This is a genomic window from Bacteroides sp. K03 (assembly GCF_019734355.1).
Lineage (GTDB): Bacteria > Bacteroidota > Bacteroidia > Bacteroidales > Bacteroidaceae > Bacteroides > Bacteroides nordii.
This window is the reverse complement of the sequence record NZ_JAASHC010000001.1, coordinates 327,012-350,549: the sequence shown is the minus strand read 5'-3', so window position 1 is coordinate 350,549 and position 23,538 is coordinate 327,012. Positions and strand designations below refer to the sequence as shown.

The 23,538-nt window shown below is 38.0% G+C and carries 9 protein-coding genes; 3 read left to right on the top strand and 6 right to left on the bottom strand.

Annotation, left to right across the window (positions count from 1 at the left end; genetic code table 11):
• Positions 1–234 precede the first annotated feature (234 nt).
• The 6 genes from HCG69_RS01185 to HCG69_RS01160 all read right to left on the bottom strand — a co-directional run bounded on the left by HCG69_RS01185 (position 235) and on the right by HCG69_RS01160 (position 15,866).
• Positions 235–2,352: a leucine-rich repeat protein gene (locus tag HCG69_RS01185; RefSeq protein ID WP_221648505.1), complete on the bottom strand. Its 2,118-nt coding sequence runs from the start codon at positions 2,350–2,352 to the stop codon at positions 235–237.
• Between the two features lie 433 nt (positions 2,353–2,785).
• A complete protein-coding gene (locus tag HCG69_RS01180; protein ID WP_221648504.1) occupies positions 2,786–6,010 on the bottom strand; it encodes a glycoside hydrolase family 2 TIM barrel-domain containing protein in 3,225 nt (1,074 codons plus the stop codon).
• A gap of 31 nt (positions 6,011–6,041) precedes the next feature.
• Entirely contained in the window at positions 6,042–9,695 is a 3,654-nt protein-coding gene (locus HCG69_RS01175) for a hypothetical protein (RefSeq protein ID WP_255585243.1), read from the bottom strand.
• 13 nt (positions 9,696–9,708) lie between these two features.
• Positions 9,709–11,529, bottom strand: a complete 1,821-nt coding sequence (locus tag HCG69_RS01170; RefSeq protein WP_221648503.1) for a glycoside hydrolase family 105 protein — start codon at positions 11,527–11,529, stop codon at positions 9,709–9,711.
• 251 nt (positions 11,530–11,780) lie between these two features.
• Complete coding sequence (locus HCG69_RS01165; RefSeq protein ID WP_221648502.1) at positions 11,781–13,157, bottom strand: hypothetical protein; 1,377 nt, start codon at positions 13,155–13,157, stop codon at positions 11,781–11,783.
• Between the two features lie 117 nt (positions 13,158–13,274).
• Positions 13,275–15,866 carry a glycoside hydrolase family 31 protein gene (locus HCG69_RS01160; RefSeq protein WP_221648501.1) on the bottom strand — a complete coding sequence of 864 codons (2,592 nt, stop codon included), beginning with the start codon at positions 15,864–15,866 and terminating at the stop codon, positions 13,275–13,277.
• A gap of 432 nt (positions 15,867–16,298) precedes the next feature.
• On the opposite strand from HCG69_RS01160, the gene HCG69_RS01155 reads away from it, so the two are divergent.
• From HCG69_RS01155 to HCG69_RS01145, 3 genes are read left to right on the top strand one after another with little or no spacing between them, the layout of a single operon-like run.
• Positions 16,299–20,282, top strand: a complete 3,984-nt coding sequence (locus tag HCG69_RS01155) for a hypothetical protein (RefSeq protein WP_221648500.1) — start codon at positions 16,299–16,301, stop codon at positions 20,280–20,282.
• A 54-nt stretch (positions 20,283–20,336) separates the two neighbouring features.
• Positions 20,337–22,616 carry a GH92 family glycosyl hydrolase gene (locus HCG69_RS01150; RefSeq protein ID WP_221648499.1) on the top strand — a complete coding sequence of 760 codons (2,280 nt, stop codon included), beginning with the start codon at positions 20,337–20,339 and terminating at the stop codon, positions 22,614–22,616.
• A complete protein-coding gene (locus HCG69_RS01145) occupies positions 22,606–23,511 on the top strand; it encodes a DUF4380 domain-containing protein (RefSeq protein WP_221648498.1) in 906 nt (301 codons plus the stop codon). Before HCG69_RS01150 ends, HCG69_RS01145 begins: the two co-directional genes overlap by 11 nt.
• Positions 23,512–23,538 lie beyond the last annotated feature (27 nt).

The window sequence follows — 23,538 nt, the reverse complement described above, 5'->3', positions numbered from 1 at the left end:
CATCGAGAGAATTAAGAATACCCGACAAGTTAACGATAATGTCAGAGTAACTTCTTTTTCCACCCAAGCAAACATCACTTCTGATATGCAAAAGATGATTGCAATCAGAAAAAAACTTTTTAAATAAGAAATTTAAGCTTTTCATAAAAGATTAATTATTGTGTGTTTATAAATGTATTAGAGAAATAAACAAAAGATTAAATTTAATGCTAATATTCCGTCCATCAGTCCTTTTTATTTCTTTACAAATCGGATAGCTATATTGTTTATTTTCAATATATATACACCACTCAGAAGATTGGAGACAGATATTGCTTCACCTATAAACTCTTCTTTTGTAATCACATTTCCCTGCATATCAAAAATAGTATAAATACCATTAGTAATACCTGTCAGTTGTATATAGTCTATAGCCGGATTAGGATACAAACCAATTATAACTCCTTCTGCATCGTGGATACCTGTTGTTCCTTTAAAATTTGCAACAATAACCACATCGCTGGCGGGCATAATAAATGTAGTGTTCTCATTTTTTTCATCTGCAAAGATAACACCTTCTGTTGTAGAAGACCAATTTGTAAATTCTCCATACTTTGTATTTGCTGTTATTGAAACGACTTCTCCTGCAAAGGCTTCCAGCGGAGCATCCCCCCTGGTAATGTCAATCATATACAATATATCATAAACCGCTTCTATTGTGACTTCGTCATCAACCATCGTAAAATAAGTTGTTGTAGCCTGCGGATTTCCAATAACGACCTCTTCACCCTGAATTATTTTCCACTCTTTAAAGTATACGGTGGTTCCGTCTACTACTTTTGTAGCTCCTGTTCGAAGTGGAACTATTGTACCGAGGGCCGCAGCTCCACTGGTAGATATTGTTGCGCCAGTGATTGTGTACGGTTTCGGCTCTTCAAAAACAGCTGTGATAGCCACGTCATTATTCGGCATTTTGAAGTATGTCACCGGTTCACTTTCATTTACAAAGACTGCACCTGTAGTCGACTCCCAATGGGAAAATGATCTACCGTCAGGAGCATCATCTGCAACAATCTTTATTGAATACCCAGCTGCAGAATAATTCTGAATGGCAGTTCCCCCCGATACGGAAATTTCTCCATATGTAACAATCTGACTGCTCGTAAAGCTCCCTCCCCCACCTTCGGGGTAATATTCATTCACAAATTGGCTGGTAAGATAGGTTGCGTGTGCACTTGCCGGTACAGCAAACTTAACACTGTTACCATTCGATTCCCTAAAAGTCGAATTTCCTGTCAACCTTGGAGGAGTGGTTGCTTTACAAACAAATTGCTGAATAGTAGACCCAAGGCTATTAAAGGCCTCTCCGTCTATCGTTTCTATGGTAGAAGGTAATTCGATATATTCTATTGGTATTTTTATATCCAAAGTAGCTTGTCTGAAAGCTCTGTATCCAACATGTTTAAATCCTTCTGTAAAAACAACCCGCTTCAAGCTTGATGCATAGGAAAAAAAACTCATCGGTACACTTTCGACAAGACTCCCATCAACGACCAATGATTCGGTATCATTGGCTGGAGGGAAATACATAAACTCTTTGGTTACTACATTTATTAATATCCCTTCGATTGAGGCAAAATTTGGATTTCCCGCTTTCACCTCAATTCTTTTTAATCCTGTCACATGTTCGAAAACCAAATCAGTAGTAGCGCCAAATCCATTCAAAGATTCAGGAATAAATAATTCTTCCAGTTGATGGTTATAAGAAAAAGCCTGTTCTCCTATAGTTGTAACACCATCAGGCACAACATAAGATATTGCTGTTTTTCCACAAGGATACTTAAGCAGGAGTGCTCCTCCTTGTGCATAAGCAACTCCTTCATGAGAAGATAGATTCGGATTGTCGGGAAACTCAAAAGCAGTAATTCCCTGACAATTGGTAAACCTGCCAACAAGAGCTTCTTGGCTTATCAGAGTCTTCGGAAAAGAGACAACTCCCTTCAATGCACTATTATTGAAGGCTCCTATCCCAATCGTCTTCATATTCGCCGGAAACTTTATCGTTTCAAGAGTTGTATTACCAGCAAAAGCATTGGGCGTAATAATTTCCGTATTAAGATCTCCTGAAAAATCAAGTTCTTTCAGGTTTGGCATTGCAGACAACGTAACAAAATCGACCTCATTTAAGATTGCACCATTAGATGTGGTAACTACCAATCTTTCGGTATTTGCTTTTTGCTCGTCGGTAAGTAATGACGATAATGTGCCCGACTGAGATACATTTAAATCTAAGGAAAACATCGGTATTCCTGGAATAATCATCAGTACAATCATCAACAAATGTTGTTCAAGAGTAGAAATTTTATTTTTCATGTACATTTAAGTTTAAATAAGATTAATAGATTCACAAATATAGCGACACCGTGAATCAGAGGAGATGTCAAAACGAGTAGAAAACAGAAACAAAAAGAGTTCAAACTTTGCACAGAAGCCTAATAATGTGTAATTAACAAATAAAGAGCAGTACAACAAGAAAGACAAGAGACCCGGATAGGAATATCCAGTATGTATTCACGCAAAATAAGATAAAGAATGGAGAAAAGTCTAAATGAATGATCGAATAAAAAGCAGACTAGGCTCCTTTTTATTCAAAACCTGTCTGCTTTCAAAACAACTGGAAGGCTAGTCAACTACTACACAGTAGTTGATCGTTCCCCCTGGTAACTTCCCGGGATATCCATTGAAAAATGTTTCTATTCCTCACCAATGAAGTATCTGATTTAGCTTTTTCCCCAAAGACTATTTATTATTTTCGTATTGGATAAATGCAAAAACTAAACGATACAGGTTTGGCAAAAAGAATATATTTTTCCAAAGGAGGAGGACCACAACTCCTATTTCCTATGGGATAAGTTTTATAATCAATATTCCATGTAACATTATCTGTATATTTCAGCTGATTTTCATTTTCGGCCTGCGACAAATTTTCAAGCGAGTAATGCATCACGCTTGTCTCTATATAAGGTTTGCCTTCAGCAATAAGTCCTATCCCGTTATCATCTGATAGGGAAGCCCATAAACAACGATATTTATTTCCATTTTCTTGCGGATAAGTATGATGCGTAAATTGTTCATCCACAGATCCGGAAAAGATACCTAAACGAGCACCGGAATGCCTATCATTATAAGAATCGAAAGGCCCATATCCATACCATGAAAAGTTTTCACGACCCTCTTTTACTGTCATTGTATATCCTACGCGTGGAAAACTTACAATATTTCCATAAGGTCGGAGTTCTGTATCTACCTGAATTTTCCCAGATGGATAGACTGTATAGGTGGTTGTATAATCCACATACTTTTTATTCCCTGTTTTCTGAGCCCGATAGTTCGTCATGATAATAATCGAGCCATCCTTACTCTGCGTTTGCTTAAATGATTTCAGTGTATGCTGAAGACAATCTAATCCGGCTTCTACCCACTGGCGGGAAATCTCATTTCCTTCCGGATTATAGCCTCCGTCATTTTGTGTAGGGGCACGCCACAAGTTGAGTTGCGGACCTTTTTGCAGGAATTCCTTCCCTTCAATCAACCAGTTCTGTAAAAAACCGGACTTTCGATTAAATGTCACATCAAGATTATCGTTATAAATTCTTATTTCATTTTCTTTTTTCTGAACATTCAATTTACTGTTTTCGCCTTCACCTCCGTCGGTCAGTTCCATATTGGCCTCTTGCAATATGAATTGTTCAAATGCAATTTCAAATCCTTTAGAAGCCCACACCGTATTTTCTTTGAGATAAGCATTCACCTCTAATACAACTTCACCTTTTAAGTCAGAATAATCAACATTAATCTTCGCCTTAGAAACTGATTGCGGAAGAGCATCCAGCTCTCTCAATATTCCTTCTTTTATAACCTTGCCATTATTCATCAGCTTCCACGAAAAATCGAAAGACGACAGCGGGAGGTAATTATACTCGTTTTTAACAAATAATTCGTTATTCTTCAATTCGAAATTTATCTGCTGATATATCTTCTTACATTCATATAAGGCAGGTTTCGGTTTCCTGTCAGCAAAAATTAGTCCATTCGTACCATTTATCGAAGAAAAATATTCTTTGCCGGTGAGACTATCTTTCCGGATAAGACTTTGGTCTACCCAGTCCCAGATATAGCCTCCAATCAGCCGGGGATATTTTTTTACAGCATTCCAGTATTCCTGATGATTGCCTAAAGCATTTCCTTTCGCATGTGCATATTCGCACATCATAACCGGACGTGTTTCTCCCTCTTGTGTAGCCAATTTGATTATACCTTCTACCGAAGGGTACATCGTACTTACAACATCAACAGCAGGAGGTTCCGGTGGATTAACCGCAGGACGATTCGTTTTCATAAAATCGAGTCCATAGCCATACTGACGTGATCCACCGTTATGCAGATAAGCCTCAAAATGTATCAGGCGTGTGGGATCGTAATCTTTCACCCATGATGCCCGTGCAGCATTGTTATATCCAACCCCTGATTCATTTCCCAATGACCAGAAAATGATAGAAGGATGGTTTTTATCTCTCTTCACCATACCGGTCACACGTTCCAACTGAGCAAAAAGCCACAACTCATTATTCGATAGTTCTGCATCTGCACCACATGTTTCAACATTTGCCTCATCCATTACGTAAATGCCATATTCATCGCAAAGGTCGTAAAATACAGGATCGGTAGGATAATGGGAAGTACGTACTGAATTGAACCCAAACTGCTTCATTAACCGTACATCCTCTACCATTCTTTCATAAGGAATTGTTTTTCCATACCAGGCATCATGTTCATGCCTATTTACTCCATATACATATTCCCGTTTACCATTAACGTATAGTTCTCCGTTTTTAACCTCCACATTGCGAAATCCGATACGGGAACTTCTTGCTTCTACGATATTACCTTTACTATCTTTCAAGGTTAGGACTATTGTATATAAGTTAGGTATTTCGGATGACCAAAGCAACGGAGCTTTAACATCGGCTTCCAAATATTTGGACAATACATAGTTTTTCTGATATTTTTCATCCCTGATAGTTTGTACAGGTATAGACATATGTACATTCGGATCAGGAGTACCATCCGAAGCGTACAATCTGGCTTCAAGTACCCATCCTGATATATCAATGTTTTTCCCGGAAATAAAAGGGCGTATCCGCAATTTAGCGTCTTTATAATCTTTATCTAAGTCAGTTATTACTGCAAAGTCCTGAATAAAAACATCCGGGCGTGTTTCCAAATAAACATTCCGGCAAATACCATGGAAACGCCATTGATCCTGATCTTCCAAATAGGAACCGTCACTCCATCTTAATACCTGAACAGCCAATTGGTTTTCTCCTTTTTCCAGATAAGAACTTATATTAAAAACTGAGGGCAAAGTACCACCATCTTCATTGTATCCAACTTTCTTTCCATTGATATACAAATAAAAAGCTCCTCTCACCCCAGAAAAATGGATTAATACATCTTGATCACTCCAGTCGGAAGGTACTGTAAATGTTTTCCGATACAACCCGATGTGATTATCTTTCCGAGGTACAAAAGGCGGATCTATGGGACGGAAATCATATCCCTGTCCACAATAGACCTGTTTGCCATACCCCAGCATTTCCCAGGTGGAAGGAACGGAGATATTGTCCCACGAAGACTCATCAAAACCAACCTTCATAAAATCAGCAGGAAGATTTCCCCAGTCTGTTATGAACTTAAATTTCCATTGTCCGTTCAGCGATTTATAACGGGAAGATGTATTTACGTTTACCTGCAATGCTTCTTCTTCTGAAGAAAACGAAATGGACGTGGCACCATAAGGCTCCCTGTTAATACTGTTTATCAGAGGATTCTCAAATTCGTTCAGTCCAAATCCTATTATATGAGTATCATAAGCCGGACTTCCGTTGGGCGGAAGCGGCAATTCCTGTTCTTGTGAGAATGCACAGGAAAAGATACCGGCTAATAATATCGTTATTATCTGCTTTCTCATTTTTACTGTAAAATGCTGTTGGATAAATAATTTATTTTTCAACTCCGAATTCCACTTCATTCGCCCAATGTTCTTTCCAATCAGGATGAAATGCTCTCGAGTTTATTTTTGATACACTGCGCTCTTTGGCTATTTCCATACAAGCCGCGCCAGCTGTGTCGTTATTGATACGTGCCGAGAATTTTATTTTTTCTCCTTTGTCAATTGCATTTTTCACATCCGGTAATTCCGACCAGGGTATCGCACACTCATAATAAAGTGTATTGCCCTCACGAAGAACGATCAACTGACCATCTTTCACAGCTCCATCGTAAGGTGATTTGGGTTGACGTGGATAAAAATGCTTGCGAGGCATACCGGGAACAAGCATTCTCCATATTTCATATCCTCCACCATATTCGGGAGCTACCGTATTGAGGGCATATTCATAATCGGTACATTTATAGCCGATATAGCGAGGCATGGTTCCCTTGGGATATGCTTCCATCCCATCTTCTCCGACAGGTATCACATTGAACGCAATAAGGATGTTATCTGTCGAAATGCCATTTACACCATCGGGTAACACCGGTCTTTTTCTATATGTAAACCGACGAACCTTTTCGGGCCATGCCAAAGGTACTAAGTCATCCTGGGAAACAATATTACACGCTATATCCGATGGTAATGACGAGTCTGAACCGACCAGATAATAACCGGTTTTTCCATACCTACCAATCCAGTTTCCAATCGTATCAAAATCTTTGCCAATAAGGATTACAGATGCTTCTGTTCTGGCTGTATTTACCTTATTGTCCGATGAATCGAAGAAAACTCCCGCCAGTTTGGTTGTATACCACCATCCATAAGCTGAGCAACGTACACGCACATTACCCGACAAATCAAGTGTCAGAAATGTACCGTTCCAAAGTTTATCTATTTTTGTAGTCAATAGTTCTTTACCGCTATTCTTGTCATAAACAGTTACAGATACTCCATTCTGATTAATACTCGGGAAATAGAAAGAGGTACGGGTATATTTGTCTTTTGGCAAGTCGAAATCCATACCAATGGATTGGGTAGTAGATATATTTTCTATATAATTCATTACACGTCCTTTTCCCGATGGCAATTGTAATGCACTTTGGTTGGATTCGGATACTTGTGTAGTAACCATAGTCGATTTCATTGCATATATGGTTTGCATATAGGCCGTATCAGGGTAGAAATACTCATCGTCATCACGAGTTTCAAAACGTATTGTACCTTTATGCGGAGTATTATCTGCAACCTTTGCTGCAAAGTAGAAATATTTATTATCATAGGCCATATATGTTTGGGCAAATCCTTCAGCATTCAAATCAAATTGCTGATACGGATGCCATGCTGCTTCGGTAAGGGAGACACTGGCTTTTGAAGTCTCTATGGTCTGAGGAATGACTCCCGACCAATCGTTCAGTTTTCCGTCTACAACAATACTTCTTTTCGCTATTAAATTTACGTGCATATCTTCCCAATGTACAGCAATGCCGTCTTTATCGGCATCGAAATGAACCTCCAGCGGGTACTTATTCTCTATATTGGGCTCTCCTTCAACGACTTTTACTTTCACAATTTTGGTTTCATATGCCTTAAAAGAAAGATTCTCGGGATAAGAAACTTTCAAACCGTCAAAGTTTAACTTCAACATCCCTTTTACAGGTCGGTTGAGGATATTAGTTAACTGTAATTCCATTTCGGGATTTTCAGTAATGGGACTTATAAAATCTTTTGGTATGATTTCCAAAGGTTCGTAGCCTTCAATTCTTGATTTCTTGATTGCTGTAATCAATTTATCAAAAGAACCTCTCTTCCCATTTACCCGAAGGTAGTAACCTTGATAATTAAGCGGTACTTCATATACCCCCTTATACGGGGCTATTTTATTTCCATAAAAATCATACAATAAAAATGCCGGATCAGCTTTTATTATCATCTTTCCATCAGTAATCGGATAATAAGTACTCAATTCCTTTTCTATAGCCCGATATTCCTCACTACCGCGTGACAAGGTTTTAAGCCGTCGTTTCCACTCCACCCTTTTCGCAGTATTTGTCAGGCTCCGAACGTTACGGAAAAGGACATGTTCGGGTCCAAACGCATCACCCAGATCTCCGGCTATAACAACTGTTCCATCTTCTTTATTGTCATCATAACCATCAAACACCATCACCCACGGTAATCCGTTCTTAAAAAGTATTTCCCTAAATTCACGTTCGCCTATAAGACTTTGTACAGCACCCATAGCAGCGGCAGTAGACCATGTATTGTGTAACTTCGGAATGGTTTCCGTACCCATTTCAGTACGAATAGTCGTGGTACGAGCCGAACGACTTGGTTCGCCTGAATACATATAACCACCGAAAATACCCATCGAACGATCGTATCCGCTCGAGCGATTAGTAGCAACCACTAGTCCAATACGATCATCGGTATTTCCTACCCAGCTTTCCGTATCCCATATTTTCACACGTCCTTTATAATCTTTCCTGTTGTTCCATTCGGGATATAGTACCGGTGCCTCTATTCCCTGGTAATGAATAGAGAGAAAATCGAATATAGGCAATATATCCATGGTACCATCAGCGAAGAATTTATCCAAAGCATTCGAATTAGAATCTCCACCTCCGACCAACACATCAATACCTTCTTTCCGGGCCTCTATTACGCCCTCTGCCATTTTCTTATATTTCTCGTTATAACGTATCATATCAGCTTGCCAACCCGAGATAGACGCTCCTTCCCACGGTTCATTCCACAGGCAAACGGCAGTAACTGGTCCTTTCGGCCAGCCGAATTTCAAACAGATCTCTTTTACATATTTTTTAAAATCTTCATCCAGACCGGGCATCCATGCAAGATCTTGTTTGGTTCGCAGGAAATGTCCGTTCTCGTCAAGATGAGGACGTGTAGTTCCTAATGGTATAGATGTCGCAGTACGCCCTTCGCCAAACATCAACATCACAGTAATGTTATTATCCATATACTTTCGCATTTCGCTGGTGAAATCCTGCATATATTTCTGATACTCGGGATCTGTTGTCGGTATAAACGGAATAGCGTGGCGTATGGACTGCACTCCCACCCGACTAAGAAAATCAACACCTAAATCATCTAATGACTGTTTCGGATATTGCATTTTTACCGGAGATGGTTTTATGCTGTAAGCAAAACTTGTTCCCAGCCTCCTACCATTTTCTCCTAAGTCAAAAACCACAGCATAACCTCCGTAATCTTTGATATCATCTACCGATACTGATATATTCGTATATCCATTGGGAGAAATCAAAATATGAGCCGGAATGATTTTTTCATAATCAAGTTTTACTATCTTCGGTAACCAGATATCATTAGGAATACCTTTTGTCCCATACCGGATAATATGTATACGGGCATCTGTATCTATCACTTTCTGTGTATTATTTACGAGTTGAAATTTAAAATCAATGTTATCCCCAGGCCAAAACACATTTGCCGGGGCCGTTGATTCTATCAGGGTGACATCGAAATCGTAATAACGTAAGTTATTTTTTACGCCCAGCACTTCTTCATATCCAAGCCAATCTTGAGGTGCTTTCATTTGAGCAAAAGATGTAGCACCGTAAAAAAAGAAAAGGATTGAAAATGAAATCATCCACTTCTGTAAAATATTGGCATTCAATTTCATAGTATTTTAATTCTTATTTCTTATCGGAATCTATCATTCGTTGAACCTCTATCCCAGCAAATATTACAGCAAAAGAGCCATGTGTGTCATCGTCATAAAACGGACGGTTTACATAATATTCCACATCTTCGGTACACATCGTTCCTACACAGATTTTATGTACAGTTCCATCATCTTCTATTTCCGATGATATCGCCTCCCAACCTTTCAGAACAACAGGCATATATGTTTTCTTATCCAACCATCCATATCTTACCCCACGTGCCATAGCCATTGTAAAAATAGCTGTCCCCGACACTTCAGAAGGAGAATCGCTTCTGTCTATAACATTATGCCAAAAGCCCAAATTATCCTGATACTTAATTAACTCTTTTACAAATGTAATATATTGATTGAGTATCTGTTTGTACTTCGGATGTTTTTTAGGCAAATACATCAATACATCCGACATAGCCCATATGGCCCAGCCGTTTGCCCGCGACCAATGAGGAAGTTTTATTTCAGGACGTGATGTATAATTAGCATGCATATATAGTTTTGCATCTTTATCCCAAACATGCTTAGTAAAATCAATGATCTGACTTGCTGCATCGTCAAAAAATACTTTCTGTAATTCGGGCGAATCAGCATATAATCCGGCCTGTATCAGAAAAGGAATCCCCATAAACATATCGTCTACCCATACTGTGAATTCTTCAGGAGTTGTGCGGGTGTAATTGGTCATCCCCTTACTTCTTATCTGACCGAAACGTGCATACTCGATCATTTTATCTATAAATGTTTTATAGATTTCCCGGTTTTTAAAATCTGGTTCGTTTCGAAGACGATATATGAGAGGCAGAGAGGGTGCTAATGTAAAATCAAGTAATGTTGAACCGATAACCAGCGAATTGGCAGAATTGAAGTATGCTTTTAAGTTATTTACCTGATAATCGACAAAAGGTAATCCCTCCATCTGATAATCACAAAAATTAACAGCCCATTGATTATATCTATCATCATGGGTTAACTCGGTTAACTGCTGCATAGCCCAGGCAACACCACCATTATGATAATTCCATTGATAGGTTGTCCCCCAAGGTGCGGGATCAATCATTTTTCCCAACAACTCCACCTTGGGTATTGTCCATGTAACAGCCCCATCAAGTCCGGCATACATGTGTCCGAAAATAAACTCTTCTTCTGGTTCGTATACATTATTAATATCAGGAGCAAAAGGACCGATCACTAACCAATTGGTAAGACCAGATACTTTTTCATCTATATTCTTCACATTTTTCAATCCTATTTCAGGATATTGCGGACTTACGGTAAATACTGCATCTTTCTCACTCGGCGGCTGTATAAATACACACCATTCTTTTCCACCGAACGACTCAGATTTTATCAGGATATCATTATTTCCTTTTTTTAGAGGCAAATTAAATGAAAACGACATTTCAAGACTTCTCTCTTCTTTTACTATCGCTACATCACGTTTACCGTATTTTTCATATACAAGATTTCCGTTACACCATATTTTACAAGCATCGTTGTGTTCTATTTGCACACATATAGTTGTATCTTTTGGAAAGGACATTTGCGTATAAGCATATCCTACAGCTCCATATCCTTGTCCAAAGGTTCGCCCAAAATCGACAAACTTGAGGTAATTGAATTTATCGGACTGACAAAACAAATCCAGTTTGTATGCGAAAGGAGTTTCTCTTATAAGTTTGTCGCCAATTTTCCGAACGGTAACGACCGGAGATTCTTTAAACTGCTGAGAGATTACTTTTACAGGAAAAAAAAGACTCAGCACAAAAAAGTAAATCCACATTTTGTTTTTCTTCATATGGTAGTAGAATATTAATTTAAATAATTCAAGATAACTAATGCATTTGTTAGGTTATTTGCAAAAGTAATTGCCCTGCGTCATTGCAAAACCTTCTAAATACCCATAAAATGAAGATAAAGTACAAACAAAATACGAACAAAAACATATTGAATTAAAAATCAATATCTTACAAATCAAAAAGGAGGTCATAATTAAATGACCTCCTTTTATAAGTATATTTATTAATCAGCTATTTTAAGTAATTACAGTTAATGAAATTCTTCATTGAAATTTTCTTCATACACTAATTCTCCATCAGGCTTAGATATTTTCACCCAGTCTACAGCCCCGCAACCTTTAAATCGTAGAATAAGCTCATTAGCAAATCCGAGTAAGTTGTTATAGCCCATATTAAGTACAGCCTTTCCGTCTACGTAGAATGTTGTTTTTTTATCAATAACCTTTATCTTCATTACGTGCCACTGCGAAGGATTAAAATCGAATTGCTGCAAACTATACTGATCTCCCTTGATTTCGTTCTCTCCACTGACAAACTTAATATAAGCATAACAATTTTCGTTCATAGCAAAACCATGTACTCCAGTATCCGAACTTATGTACATCATAATGTCACCACAAGGTATTGCATATTCCTTTGCTGAATTACGAACTTTTGCCTCAAAAATAAAATTGTCACCATTCACCAGATTTTCCTTATAAAATATATAGCTGACAAATATATGGTTAGATTGAGCATCTAACGGAATGCTATCAAATGGCAGGCTAACATAACCATCATCGTTTAGTGCCTGACTAATAGGAAAAGTTTTATATATATTTTTTCGTTCCTCCCTAACGGATACAGACCATCCTGATTTACGGCTTTGCAATAAAATTTTTCTTATTTCTTTATCTTTATATTTTAAATAACAAAAACTTTCTCCTTCATAAATATAAGTTGTATTCACCGAATGTGAACCTTTTAACAGCTTCCTTTCCAATATATCACCGTTGGCTTCTTTATATACAATCGTTATTTCATCGAAAACCGGAGAAGGAATATCGTATGAGAACGTTACAGTTAAAGGAGATGTCCCTCTTACCCGTGATACTGAGAACTCGATCTTTGAAATCAAATAATCGATATACATATCCTTTAATTTATATTTATAAAGGAAATATCCGGCGATAATAATCATAAAAAACAACACCATATAAAAATAACGCTTATTCCGTCTCTTTATATGGTTGGATATTCCTTTCGAATATTGACCGATTCTATTTTTCCCGGATGCGGTTTGTTCTTTTTCAAGATTTTCAGTATCCTGCTCCTCATCATTTTCTTCCGGTATAAGATCAACCGCCTCTTGCTTTGTTTTTTTCATAACAAAGTCCGTATATCCTTTATATCCGAGGAAAATACAAAGTGCTTCTTTGGTTGCTAACTGCGGATTGCTCGTGCGTTGCTGGAAAAATCGCTTTAAGGTATTGGCATTTACGTTTATTCGGGTAACTTCAAGAAGCATGTTCTCCAATGTCTTGAATTGATTAAGATTCCATGTATCAGAATGCCCCCAAGATTTTAACCGAATATTATATTCCTCGATTATTTCCTTTACATACCCTTGTCCCTTTACTTCGTTCATACTATTAGAAATCTTATTTTTTTCAAAGATAATTGTTTTTCGAGTTCCAAACAACAAACAAGCCAAATAAATGCGACTGCATCTATTTCATTAAATTACAAACCGCCCCGGAATTTATTATTCATTCAACAGCGTATTTAACTGCTTATAAGCTTCGCCAATATTTTCTTCAAACGATTGGATATGTTCATAAAACTTCTCAGGTTCATACTGTATTATCAGATTGGTCGATTCACAGAGACCTATAATATCCGTCGTTTCCCAACGTGCATTTTTATATTTCATTTTTGTCACTGACTTCCCAAATTCCCTGAATTGTTTGACAAACCCTCTATTTACATCTGTTTCCTTTTGCTTATTATAAAAAACACTTACACATTGTACATTATTACAATTGGTTAGGGGAAGATAAATTTCTACTGATAAGTCTTTCCCGACATAAGCCCAGGTATTTTCCTGAGGAGTTAATGAGTAATTGATTTCATGCCCGTTGATTAATATTTTTTCGGGCATCTCCACCCCATAAAGTTTGATTGTATATTTCTTATTTGCAGGCATACCTTTATATTCACCTTGCCGCGGATAAATGGTGAGGGTCTGGATTCTGTCATTATACGTAGACCTTACTTCTGTTTTAGAAAATGATTTATCGTAATCCTTGCTATCACCTGCATCTTCATAAATAAAGCATTCGTCGTTAGAATGGGCAAAAACTCCAAGCATCATATTTTCCGGCTCAACCGATAAATTTTTAGCGCCAACATACATCGGAATAATAGCTCCGGCTTTGATATAAATAGGATATTCCTCTATTGTGAACTCACGGGAAACCTCTTGTCCACCCGAAAGCATTGTTCCGGTATGCCATTCGAACCAGTTATCACCCTCCGGTAACCAAACCCTTACATTAGATTTACCGTCAATCATAGCTTCACCTATAGGAGCTACTAAAATATCGTCACCAAACATATACTGAGTCTTATACCGATACGAATTTTCATGACGGGGATAATCGTAATACATCGGACGGCACAAAGATATACCTTCATCATAGTTTTTTCTCGCCATTGTATAAATATAGGGTACCAGCTGATACCTTAAATGAATACTGGCCAGTAATGCATCGAAATATTCACCTCTGAAATTCCATAATTCCTTATTAAGAACAGAATTCTTCGTAGAATGTGTTCTAAAAATAGGACTTAGGGCACCATATTGCATCCAACGGGTAAAAAGTTCCGGCTCCAGATAGTTGTTTCCTGCTGTTTTATGATCGTTGTCCGTTCTGAATGTATGCCCTCCTATATCATGACTCCAATAACCATACAATACATTTGATGCCGAATTTGTGAAATAGGGTTGATAAGCTAACGATTTCCAAGAAATGATAGCATCTCCCGAAAATCCGATCTGATAACGATGATTGCCCAACCCTCCCCAGCGATGATATATCAACGGACGTTTTTCGGAATTTCGTTCCATATCCGAAAAAAACACATAATTAATCCACCACGTATTATTCAATGTCTTTATTTTCTTATCATATATCCACTGCTGCCAGTCTATCCACCAGAAATCAACGCCTTCCTTTTCCATTGGATGCAACACTACATCAAACAAGGTTTTCATAAATTCCTTATTTGAACCTTCGAAAGGAATATTTTTATTTAGCGAAATATCAAATTTCATTTTTTTTGCAAATTCTTTATATGGAGCCTCGTAAGGGGCAATCCCAGATGCAGGATGAAGATTCAAAGTTGTTTGCAGGTTCTTACTTTTTACCCATAATAAAAAATTACCAGGGTTGGGAAATAATCGTTTGTTCCATGTCCATCCGGTCCAATGTGCTCTTTCCCCAAACTCATCTTTAGGAGCAATATAAAGACTATCTGTATAATGCCAATTCATATCAACTACCAATACATCCAAAGGGATGTCATATTTCTCAAAATTATGAACCAATTCCCTCATCTCATTATCAGAGTAACTCCAAAAACGAGACCACCAATACCCAAAAGCATAACGGGGAGGAAGTGGTACTTTACCTGCAATAAGACTATAATCGTACAAAACAGATTTATAATTTTTCCCATATCCAAAGAAATACCAGTCCTGGCTGTTCTTTCGTTCCCTTTCTTTTACCCATGCCCAATCGCTATCATCAAACAAAAGTGATTGCGAATCATCAATAATAGTCCAGCCATCAGTCGCCAGCAAACCATCTTCCAGTTGCAGTTTATTACTGCCTTCCGGCGAATGAATATGGGTTTCACCATCATGAGCATCCAAAGTACGCGAGGTCCCTTTCAAATTATTTTTTTGCTTCATTCCCGGTTTCCATAAGAAGGCATCAATCTTATCCAGATATTTTATCTGCACATTTTTATCTGTGAATTTTCCAGAATTGATTTTATATTTCAACTCCAATTTGTCTGTCGTGATGATAAGCCATCCACCTTTCTCTTTTTTAGTATACTGCGGTACTGGCAGATTCCGGTTTATAAAAATAAAAGAAGCATCATCGTTAAAATGAGACAGACTATCCCACTCCATTCGGATGGTACCCGATGTTAGTATAGTAAAACGAACTTCATTGGAAATAACAATGGCATCGGGTGCAGCAAAACCAGCATGTTTTGCATGTGTAACATTTACTAATAGTATTAAAAATAATACCAAATTCAATTTGACTCCCAAAAACTTACTCATAATTTATTATTTATTGTGATTGATACTTAACAGACTGGCTTATTCTTCTCTTCATCTGAAAAAGATTTTTTTTATCATAGTATAACTGGATTTGTCTAATCCTCATCTAAACATGGTATTTATATTTTATCTGCCTAACTTATAAGGTAGGCACGATAGTAAAGTCAGCCAAGCATCTTTTATATGAAAGATCAGCGCAAATATATGTTTTTTTTTCGTGCAAAAAGTGTCAAACGACATAATTTTACAAGGCTGATTAATTTGTTATCCACACGTAACACACTATTATTCAACATCATAAAATTATTGTTCACATTTTGCCTCCTTTTTGTATATACTTTATATTTGTTTTATTTAAGCCGAAAAACAATTAAACACCTAAATTTGTAACAAATTCAATTTTTCAGCATATCTTTTAATAATATAATACCGATGAAACACTTCTTTTCTATTGTTACTTTTATATTGATATTTATATCGGCCCATGCCTCCAGTGGCAATACCCTCTTATTTAAAGAGGGTAAAGCAACAATCATAGTCGAAGACCATCTGTCTCATCCTCTGTATTGGTGGCCAACGACCTTGTTGACCTATGAAATTATTTTTGACAGCCGTATTTCCAAAACGGAACTGGTGTTAATCAACGAGGAAACCAACAATCGAATTCCTTTTCAATTATCAGATATCGAAACACTCGAATCAGGAAGCATAAAAGCCCAGTTACATTTTATGACCGACTTGCTCTCAGGGAAAAAACATGCATTCGCACTACAAAAAGGAATACCTCAAACTACCAACAACATAAATATTGAGAAAAAAGGAAATTACTATCAGGTTACCACGAATAAGTTCTCTGTTATGATACCAGCTTCACAAAATGGAGCAAATATATCTGGTCCGATTTATAGCATATCTAAAGATAAGCAAGAATGGATCGGAAAATCGTTTTTCAATATCAAGCAACACTCGGATATAAAACTCGAAACAAAAATAATTTCATCCGGCGATTTGTTTACCGAGTTTGAACTTCAATACACTTTTTCTTCAGGCGAAAAGTACAAAGCATATGTAAAATGTGTGCATAACTACGACTTCATAGAACTAAAAGAAGAAATGAGCGGTTTCTCCGAAACGAATCATTACTCGTTCAATATGGAGTGGAGTAATTTTTCACCTACCCATCGGCAAGCTCCTAACCATCCTTATGGTGGTCCCAAAGTAAATGCACTGGGATTTGAGAGATATGACTGGGAAAAAATCGACCTGACCAGGTTAAACTCACACCATGGAATTACAGAGTCGGTATCCAACGATGGAAAAATGCCATTTGAAGTAGGGATTTTCGGAAACTGGCCTGCCGAAACCAACGTCACATCATCCGTATTCTGGGACGAAAAAGACAACCAATCCGTCGGGTTGTTCGTAAAAGACCTGGAAGGTTGGAACAGCTATAAATATCCGATATGGATAGATACACAAGAATTAAGCATAAAATTATACTACAACAATTCTTTATTAAGATGGTCTTATCCATTGGTTAACGGAACACGTACTTCTGCTTTGAGTTTTTATCCGCATCAAAAGGATATCGATCACATGAATAACCTGGAAAAACTTACGCAGCCAATATCAAATCCCGACGGAACACATTATAAAGTGGCAATGGGACAGCAATCGTATAACTCATTCCTACAAAATAGATATAGTACATTAGATCTGAACGTAGTAAAAAACTGGTGTTTGACTTATCCGGATTCACTTCCTGTACAAGAAGTTATTTTTGAAAACGATAAGAACATGACACCTAAAGAATTCGAGCAACGGTTTTTCTACGGACATTTTTCGAACGAATTGCCAATGAGTGGACCTTGTCAGAATAGTGGATATGGGCCTACATCTTCACGTCTGTTTTACGAGGAATATGTGTGTATGATGAATGCACTTATGCCACAAATGAGCCAGGATCAAAGGAAACGAATGATCGCCATGTTCTTAGTACATGCCTACATTGCAGCCGGTGAAGAATATATGCCGATGAAACACATGCTAAGCGGACATCCGAATTTCCTAAGTGATGTAAAATCCGTTCCGGCATTCGCATCATACCTGTTTCCCGCACATCCGAAGGCTTCAGAATGGGCGGATATGTTCGAGAAATATATCGATCTGAACACCCAACATCACGTACGTCCCGATGTGAAAGAATGGAATGCTATCGGAGGTAGATGGACGGAAAATATAAGTACCTATCTTTGGGCAAATTTAAGGCCCTCTTTACGTGCTAATTACCTCATGCAGCATTATCTGGATGGAAAAAAGCGGATGGCAAATAAAGAGATGGCCATGGTAGGTTCTTTTGTCCTCAATTCGCTTTCGGCTCCTTTCAATGGCGAATCACTGGACTTCTATAAAAACGAGCAAGGACGATTAGACGGTATGCTATATTGGGGAGTTGTGACTCCCGAAATGGCACCATCCAGAATATTTCCCCCACAGGGTGCACATGCTATCAGAAGGCAGCCACCAAACGGATATTGGCTTTTAGGAAAAGAGCTGGAAAACTATGATCCGCTGTTATCTGAAAACATACGGTATGTTTCCCGTCCCGAAGACGAGGACACAGAAATTTATAGCAGGGAAGCCAATTCTTTCAGGCTTATGTATCCACTTGACACAAAAGATACCGGTACACCGCCCATATTAGAAAGTACCAAAATAACCGGATATGGGATTGTGCTACGTGCCGGAGTGAATACAGATGATGAATTATCCATTCATTTAGGGCAATTGGATAATGGGCCTAACTATCGTTGGGGAATTGTAGGAGAAGGCGGTTGCGGTACAATCTATTTTTACGCTAACGGTAAATCGTACAGTAACAACGATAAGGAAGACATTGGCGACCGGCGTTTACAGGATACCGATATGTCGACAGGTTTTGGAGTGTTCAAAGATGAACGCTTCAAGGCAATAGGCAGAAATGAACTGACACGTCCGATGTACAACCTTGGTGTTGGACAATTTGCCGAGATCACCGCATCGCAGGATAGCAAGTATTCGTGGCCGGAGTATCAAAGCCGCAGTATCATGCTGTTGGGCAGCGATTACTTCCTCATTTATGACGATGTATATAATCAGAACATAGCAAGCCGCTTTAGTTGGTTTACGCATTTGGAAGATGATTTTCCTGAATTGCAAAACATAAAAGGCGGAGGCCCCGGATACGTTTTCTGGGATACTAATCCGGATGTTATAAAACTGACAGCAGTCAGAACAAAAGGAATCTGGTTTGACGGAACAGGAGATTTCCTGACATTCGTTTCCCACAAAAAAGGATACAAAAATACGGCAAAACCCTACGGATGTATTATCACTTCTCCCGAAGGAAATGAGGATTATATATTTCGGATCGATAAACCTATCGACGTAGATGAAAACAACATTATATTCTCGGGAACTGCGGGTTTTATACGGAATATACCGGGACAACAAGAAATGGCTATTTTTCACGGAAGCAAAATCGGAAACAGCCAATTTGAAATCAGACCACAAAGTACGGATGCAGGACTTAGTGCAGTATTCACAAGCCCGGATAATATTAAAGGAGAGTTTTACTCCATGGACGATGAAGAGGTTATCTTTTCCTGGACCTCTGCACCTGTTTCAGTATCTTTCTATATAGACGGTATCAAACAAAAGGCATTTATAAAAAATAACCAAATGACCGTTCGTTTCCCAAAAGGAAAACATATTTGGAATCTGACAAAAGGTCTACCCGATTTGGTTCAGCCACAAGTAAAATATACCTCAAATGAGAAAGGGTATGTTAAGTTTTCGGTATATCCAGTACAAAGCGCACAAAGTTATTGCTACGAATACAGTACCGACCAAGGCAAAACCTGGAAACTATATAAGGAACAAAAGGAAAATTCGATCCTTATAAAACCCACAGCAAACGAAAGAAAAGGTTATGTCCGTGTATATGCCTTAAACAAAGAGAATAGAAGTAAACCATCGGTAATATATCCGGTATATTTTACTTCAGAAAAACCGTACTTCCCCGATGGCTTAAAACTTAAAAAAGAAGACAAGCAATATACTCTGAATTGGGGAAAAGTACTTGGATGCAATGAATACAGATTGTATAGAAGAAGTAAGAATGGTGAATACAAACTAATATACAAAGGTTCCGAAAGCCAATTTACAGACACTAATGTTGGAAAAGGTATTCTGGAGTATGCAGTTTCCGCTTTCAATGGAAACGGAGAAAGCAAATTATCGAATGCAGTAACCAGTGACAACCAGAGCTGGCTAAACTTTGTACCAATAAAGGAAAATAAGTTTCGAAGAAGTGTAACCATTGACGGAGGTACAGATCTACACGATAACAAAGTGTCGACTTACTACCCCGAATAAAGATAATCATCTATCAATTCTGAATAACGTCAATAACAATATATACCTAAAAATATGAGAAAATATACATTAATCCTGCTTGTAGCTGTACTTGTTGTAGGATGCAATTCATCAAAAGATAAAAAGGCATTTAAGGACGATATTTTAAATTATGTCAATCCGTTTATAGGAACAGCAGGGCATGGGCATACTTTTCCCGGAGCAACATCCCCCTTCGGGATGGTTCAGCTAAGTCCCGATACCGGATTGGAAGGATGGGACTGGTGTTCGGGATACCACTATTCCGACAATTCAATAATAGGATTTTCCCATACCCATTTATCGGGCACGGGACGTTCAGACCTTATGGATGTTATGCTGATGCCTTTTGTCGGGGATGTAAAACTACAGGCAGGAACAAAAGAAAATCCTGACTGGGGTTACCGTTCTCGTTTCTCACATGATGAAGAATGGGCCTCTCCCGGATATTACAAAGTCAATCTGAAAGACTATGATATAATGGCTGAACTGACAGTATCACCCCGTTGCGGTATTCATAGATATACATTCCCGGAAAATATAAATTCCCATATAATTCTTGACTTATCACATCATTTCTCTACCGATTCTGTCATTTATACATCATTAGAAGTTATAAACAATAACACAATTACCGGACAACGAAAAACAAAAGGATGGGGAGAGCCAGGCGAAAAATATTGGAGTAACCAACAATTATTTTTCGCTATGCAGGTATCAAAGCCTTTTCAATCTGCGAATGTTGTCACAGACGACATGATTATAGAAGATAAAAGAGCGGAAGGTAAAAATATAAAAGCGATCCTTAATTTCGAGACAAAACAAAATGAAAAAGTACTTATAAAAGTTGGCATATCGGCAGTCAGTATCGAAAATGCCCTTAAAAATCTATCTAACGAGATTCCTGATTGGAATTTCGATGAAGTATTGGCTAAAACACAAGCTGAATGGAGAAGTAAACTATCGACAATAGCCGTAAGTGCACCAGAGGAAACAAAAAACATATTTTATACAGCATTCTATCATTCACTTTTGGCTCCTTGTCTTTACAATGATGTGAATGGTGAGTATCTGGGTTCAGATAAAAAAGTTCATACGACCCAAGATTTTTCAAATTATACAGTAATGTCGTTATGGGATACTTTCCGGGCCCAGAATCCATTGCTTACACTAATAACACCCGATAAAACAAACGATATAATTAATTCCATGCTCGCGCAATACGACGAATATGGTTTATTGCCTGTGTGGTCGTTATGGTCGAGCGAAACAAACTGTATGATAGGCTATCATTCCATTCCTGTAATTGTAGATGCTTACTTTAAAGGAATCAGGGGTTATAACGTAGAAAAGGCCTATGAGGCAATGAAGGCTTCGGCTATGCAGGATGAATTTGGCGTCAAAGAATTAAAACAATACGGATATATCCCTTATGATAAATATAATAAGTCCGTATCTACTTCTTTAGAGTATTGTTACGATGACTGGTGTATAGCTCAAATTGCAAAAGATCTGAAAAGAAATGACGACTACGAATACTTTATGAAACGAGCTGCCACTTACAAAACCTATTTTGACAAAGAATATAAGTTAATGAATGGCTTCTCGTCAAAAGGGAAATTTCGCCGTCCGTTCGACCCGTTCTATTCATCTTATGGCGAGTGCGACTGGGTGGAAGGAAATTCGTGGCAATACTCCTTTTTTGTTCCACATGATGTAGAGGGATTAATCGCGCTACATGGTGATAAAAACACTTTTGCCGAAGCACTGGACAAATTATTCTCGGTACCTACCGATATGTCAGGACACGATGTGCCGATAGATATTACAGGGTTGATAGGGCAATATGCACATGGGAATGAGCCAAGCCACCATGTAGCCTATTTATATAATTATGCAGGACAGCCGCATAAAACCCAGGAAAAAGTTCACGAAATAATGACTACATTATACACTACTCAACCAGACGGTTTGTGCGGCAATGAAGACTGCGGACAAATGTCAGCCTGGTATGTATACAGTGCAATGGGCTTTTATCCGGTAAATCCTGCCGGAGGAGTATATGTTTTCGGAAAACCGATGCTCGATAAAGCGGATTTGAAAATCGGAGCCAACACCTTTACCATAGAAGCCCATAACCTGTCGAAGGAAAATATTTACATTCAATCAATAAAGCTAAACGGAGAAAAATATAACAAGTTGTATATCACGCATCAAGATATAGTAAAAGGAGGTAAACTCGAATTTGAGATGGGAGCACAACCTTCTACCAATGAATTTATATTAACCATACCAAACAGATGGGATGAACAGTAAGGCTACAAAATATATTGTCCTTTTAGTATTTTTGGTACCGACTATCGCAAAAGGTCACAATAACCATACCATAAGGTGTACAGAAAATGTATACACCTTATCATTAGGAGATTTGTCATTCAGCGTATCAGCTGAAACCGGAGGACGTATCGTCTCATTCCGAAGGGGAGAAAGCGAATTACTGACAACGGATGCTGTAAATCCTGTTTATTATGGAGCTACTTTCTGGCTTTCACCCCAGGCTAATTATTGGCCTCCTTGTCCGGCCATAGACAAATTACCCTATGAAGTCCGGATCGATGAGGAAAAGTTATCTATGACAAGCCAGATTGACAATACAAATATTTGTATTACAAAAGAATTTTCAATCTCGGTAGCCGATACTTCCATATATATCAACTATAAAATAAAAAACACATCGGATAAAATACGAAAATTGGCTCCCTGGGATGTTTCGCGTGTATCAGGAGGATTAAGCTTCTTTCCGATTGGAGAAAAAGACGACCAAATAAATAAACCGGGAATACCGACAACCTATATCGAAAATGGTATTTTATGGTTTCCTTTCGTTAAGGAAGAAAATATGCCGGCACAAAAGCTGTTTAGTACAGCTAAAGAAGGATGGATGGCCCATTATTATAAAAATATACTTTTTGTAAAATGTTTCCCCGATATTCAGGTTAAGGATACCCCACCCGGGCAAGGTGAAGTAGAGTTTTTTATAGCTCCGGACGGGAAATACATCGAACTCGAAAATCATGGAGAATATATTTCACTTGCTCCAAATCAAAGTATAGAGTATAACCAGAAATGGTTTTTAATACCTACCGGATATGGAAAGACCAAAGAGGACCTGCTTTTTATCATCAGGAACTTAAATAAAGAAATAAAGTAAAACGAATAACCATAATAAAAAGAATAA

Bases quoted from the DNA above. Each gene is read 5' to 3' on its own strand.
- HCG69_RS01180 (WP_221648504.1), bottom strand. From the start codon at position 6,010: ATGAGAAAGCAGATAATAACGATATTATTAGCCGGTATCTTTTCCTGT.
- HCG69_RS01165 (WP_221648502.1), bottom strand. From the start codon at position 13,157: ATGAACGAAGTAAAGGGACAAGGGTATGTAAAGGAAATAATCGAGGAA.
- HCG69_RS01150 (WP_221648499.1), top strand. From the start codon at position 20,337: ATGAGAAAATATACATTAATCCTGCTTGTAGCTGTACTTGTTGTAGGA.
- HCG69_RS01170 (WP_221648503.1), bottom strand. From the start codon at position 11,529: ATGAAGAAAAACAAAATGTGGATTTACTTTTTTGTGCTGAGTCTTTTT.
- HCG69_RS01185 (WP_221648505.1), bottom strand. From the start codon at position 2,352: ATGAAAAATAAAATTTCTACTCTTGAACAACATTTGTTGATGATTGTA.
- HCG69_RS01175 (WP_255585243.1), bottom strand. From the start codon at position 9,695: ATGAAATTGAATGCCAATATTTTACAGAAGTGGATGATTTCATTTTCA.
- HCG69_RS01160 (WP_221648501.1), bottom strand. From the start codon at position 15,866: ATGAGTAAGTTTTTGGGAGTCAAATTGAATTTGGTATTATTTTTAATA.
- HCG69_RS01155 (WP_221648500.1), top strand. From the start codon at position 16,299: ATGAAACACTTCTTTTCTATTGTTACTTTTATATTGATATTTATATCG.
- HCG69_RS01145 (WP_221648498.1), top strand. From the start codon at position 22,606: ATGAACAGTAAGGCTACAAAATATATTGTCCTTTTAGTATTTTTGGTA.